2 rRNA genes are annotated in these 3,742 nt (G+C 53.9%); both read right to left on the bottom strand.

Annotated features, from left to right (window positions below):
• Positions 1 to 241: 241 nt before the first annotated feature.
• Positions 242 to 356: ribosomal RNA gene (gene rrf / locus LB565_RS29630) — 5S ribosomal RNA — on the bottom strand.
• Positions 357 to 642: 286 nt separating this feature from the next.
• Positions 643 to 3,442, bottom strand: a 23S ribosomal RNA gene (locus LB565_RS29625).
• Positions 3,443 to 3,742: the final 300 nt, after the last annotated feature.

The following is a 3,742-nucleotide window of genomic DNA, read 5'->3' as shown; positions in this document are numbered from 1 at the left end:
TTGCGACTACGAGCAAGCGTTTGCTTGCGACTACGAGCAAGCGTTTGCTTGCGACTACGAGCAAGCGTTTGCTTGCGTCCTTGGAGGTAAGTTTGATCTTACCTTGTTCAATGGGTCGGCCAAATGAAAGGGCCGCTTGCGCGGCCCATGATCCCGTTTGGCGGGCCTTAGATCGTAGAGAGAAGATTGTCTTCATCCGGATCCTGTGGATCTGGAAGTGAGCTGAACATGCGCTTTGCAGACCTGGCAGCGACCTACTCTCCCGCGTCTTGAGACGAAGTACCATCAGCGCTGGAGCGTTTCACGGCCGAGTTCGGAATGGGATCGGGTGCAGCCGCTCCGCCATAACCACCAGGTCGGCAAAACGCATGTTCAAATCGAGAAGCTGTTTGAGCGAATAGCCAATAGTGAGTAGCGAATAGGGAGCCCTATTTGCTGCTTTCTCTAAGCTGTTCGCTGGTCTTTGTTGTGCCTTTGACGTTCTTTCAGCCTGGCGCCCTCCGAAGCGAAGCTTCGCAAGGCCGACCGGCCGTGGGCGCCGATGCGCCGCACCCACGTAGCGCCGCCCGAAGGGCGGAACAAGCGTGAGTGAGAATGGCGACAATCCTTCGGATTGCGCCTTGATGGATATAAGTAATGAGAACGATCAAGCCTATCGAACTATTAGTACCGGTAAGCTTCAAGCGTTGCCGCTCTTCCACACCCGGCCTATCAACGTGGTCGTCTTCCACGGTTCTCAGGGAATACTCGTTTCAAGGTGGGTTTCCCGCTTAGATGCCTTCAGCGGTTATCCCGTCCGGATATAGCTACCCTGCAATGCGGCTGGCGCCACAACAGGTCCACCAGAGATCCGTCCATCCCGGTCCTCTCGTACTAGGGACAGATCCTTTCAATATTCCTACACCCACGGCAGATAGGGACCGAACTGTCTCACGACGTTCTGAACCCAACTCACGTACCGCTTTAAATGGCGAACAGCCATACCCTTGGGACCTGCTCCAGCCCCAGGATGCGATGAGTCGACATCGAGGTGCCAAACAACCCCGTCGATATGGACTCTTGGGGGTCATCAGCCTGTTATCCCCGGCGTACCTTTTATCCGTTGAGCGATGGCCCTTCCACGCGGGACCACCGGATCACTATGACCGACTTTCGTCTCTGCTCGACTTGTCAGTCTCGCAGTCAGGCAGGCTTATGCCATTGCACTCAGCGAACGATTTCCGACCGTTCTGAGCCCACCATCGCGCGCCTCCGTTACTCTTTAGGAGGCGACCGCCCCAGTCAAACTACCCACCATACATTGTCCCGGACCCGGATAACGGGCCGCGGTTAGACATCCATAGTAATAAGGGTGGTATTTCAAGGGTGGCTCCACCTGAGCTGGCGCCCAGGCTTCAAAGCCTACCACCTATCCTACACATGCCACTACGAATGCCAATGTAAAGCTATAGTAAAGGTGCACGGGGTCTTTCCGTCTAACCGCAGGAACCCCGCATCTTCACGGGGAATTCAATTTCACTGAGTCTATGCTGGAGACAGCGGGGAAGTCGTTACGCCATTCGTGCAGGTCGGAACTTACCCGACAAGGAATTTCGCTACCTTAGGACCGTTATAGTTACGGCCGCCGTTTACTGGGGCTTCGATTCAGAGCTTGCACCCCTCCTCTTAACCTTCCAGCACCGGGCAGGCGTCAGACCCTATACGTCGCCTTGCGGCTTCGCAGAGCCCTGTGTTTTTGATAAACAGTCGCTACCCCCTGGTCTGTGCCACCCTCCTCTGCTTGCGCAGAAAAGGGTCACGCTTCTTCCGAAGTTACGCGTGCAATTTGCCGAGTTCCTTCAGCATAGTTCTCTCAAGCGCCTTGGTATACTCTACCTGACCACCAGTGTCGGTTTCGGGTACGGTCTATAAGGAGGAGCTATTTCCTGGAACCACTCCGCTGCCCGTTCAATCCGATAAGATTGGACAACTTGTGTGATCCGTCACTACCTCCAGGCCCACGAATATTAACGTGGTTCCCATCGACTACGCGTTTCCGCCTCGTCTTAGGGGCCGGCTAACCCTGCTCAGATTAACTTTAAGCAGGAACCCTTGGTCTTTCGGCGGGGGAGTCTCTCACTCCCCTTACGTTACTCATGTCAGCATTCGCACTTCTGATACCTCCACCGCCCCTCACGGGTACGGCTTCATCAGCTTACAGAACGCTCCGCTACCGCTCGTGATTGCTCACGAACCCTAAGCTTCGGTGTATGGCTTTAGCCCCGTTACATTTTCGGCGCAAAGACCCTTATTTAGACCAGTGAGCTGTTACGCTTTCTTTAAATGATGGCTGCTTCTAAGCCAACATCCTGGTTGTTTTGGGATCCTCACATCCTTTCCCACTTAGCCATAACTTGGGGACCTTAGCTGTAGGTCAGGGTTGTTTCCCTTTTCACGACGGACGTTAGCACCCGCCGTGTGTCTGCCGACTAGTACTCCCAGGTATTCGGAGTTTGGTTAGGTTTGGTAATCCGGTGAGGACCCCTAGCCCATCCAGTGCTCTACCCCCTGGGGTATTCGGTCGACGCTCTACCTAAATAGATTTCGCGGAGAACCAGCTATTTCCGAGTTTGATTGGCCTTTCACCCCTAGCCACAAGTCATCCCGAACTATTGCAACAGTTATGGGTTCGGTCCTCCAGTAAGTGTTACCTTACCTTCAACCTGCTCATGGCTAGATCACTCGGTTTCGGGTCTAATGCGACGAACTGAACGCCCTGTTCAGACTCGCTTTCGCTGCGCCTACACCTACCGGTTTAAGCTTGCTCGTCACACTAAGTCGCTGACCCATTATACAAAAGGTACGTGGTCACCCTTGCGGGCTCCCACTGTTTGTAGGCAATCGGTTTCAGGTACTCTTTCACTCCCCTTGTCGGGGTGCTTTTCACCTTTCCCTCACGGTACTAGTTCGCTATCGGTCATGCACGAGTACTTAGGCTTGGAAGGTGGTCCTCCCAATTTCAGACAGGATTTCACGTGTCCCGCCTTACTCGAGGACGATTGATCGCATTACGCGTACGGGGCTGTCACCCGCTATGGCCCTACTTTCCAGAAGGTTCCGCTTGTCTCTCAATCGCCACTGGCCTGGTCCGGGTTCGCTCGCCACTACTTCCGGAGTCTCGGTTGATGTCCTTTCCTACGGGTACTTAGATGTTTCAGTTCCCCGCGTTCGCCACTTTATCCCTATGTATTCAGGATAAGTTACCTATTAGCGATACTTGGAAACCACAACCGCAGGTCGCCCCGCAGCTCTGATTTTCCAAGTACCTTAGGTGGGTTTCCCCATTCGGAGATCTACGGATCAAAGGGTATTCGCACCTCCCCGTAGCTTATCGCAGCGTATCACGTCCTTCATCGCCTGTGCATGCCAAGGCATCCACCAATTGCCCTTAAGACACTTGATCGTTCTCATTGCCAATACCCATCGCGCGATCCCGAAGGGATCGTCGCTTCAGCCTCTCCCTTACGGGATTAGCTAAGCGCGATCCGAAGGATCGTCGCATAAGCGCGATCTCGCAGAGATCGTCGCACTTGAGCAAAATCCTGTGCGGGATCTCGCTCGATGTCATTGGCACAAAAAGACCAGCTTCTCGAGATCGGTTCGAGGGCGCGGTTAGGCAAACCCATCATAGGCAAGGGATTGAGCGTCCCTTGCGACAAATCACAGCTTTTCAGCCATGAAGTTCGAACAAATCTTCTCTTTA

Origin of the sequence: Mesorhizobium sp. CA14, assembly GCF_020165195.1 — a bacterium.
In the GTDB taxonomy this organism is placed as follows: domain Bacteria; phylum Pseudomonadota; class Alphaproteobacteria; order Rhizobiales; family Rhizobiaceae; genus Mesorhizobium.
Note: the sequence above shows the minus strand (reverse complement) of the source record. Positions and strands in the feature narration are given on the sequence as shown.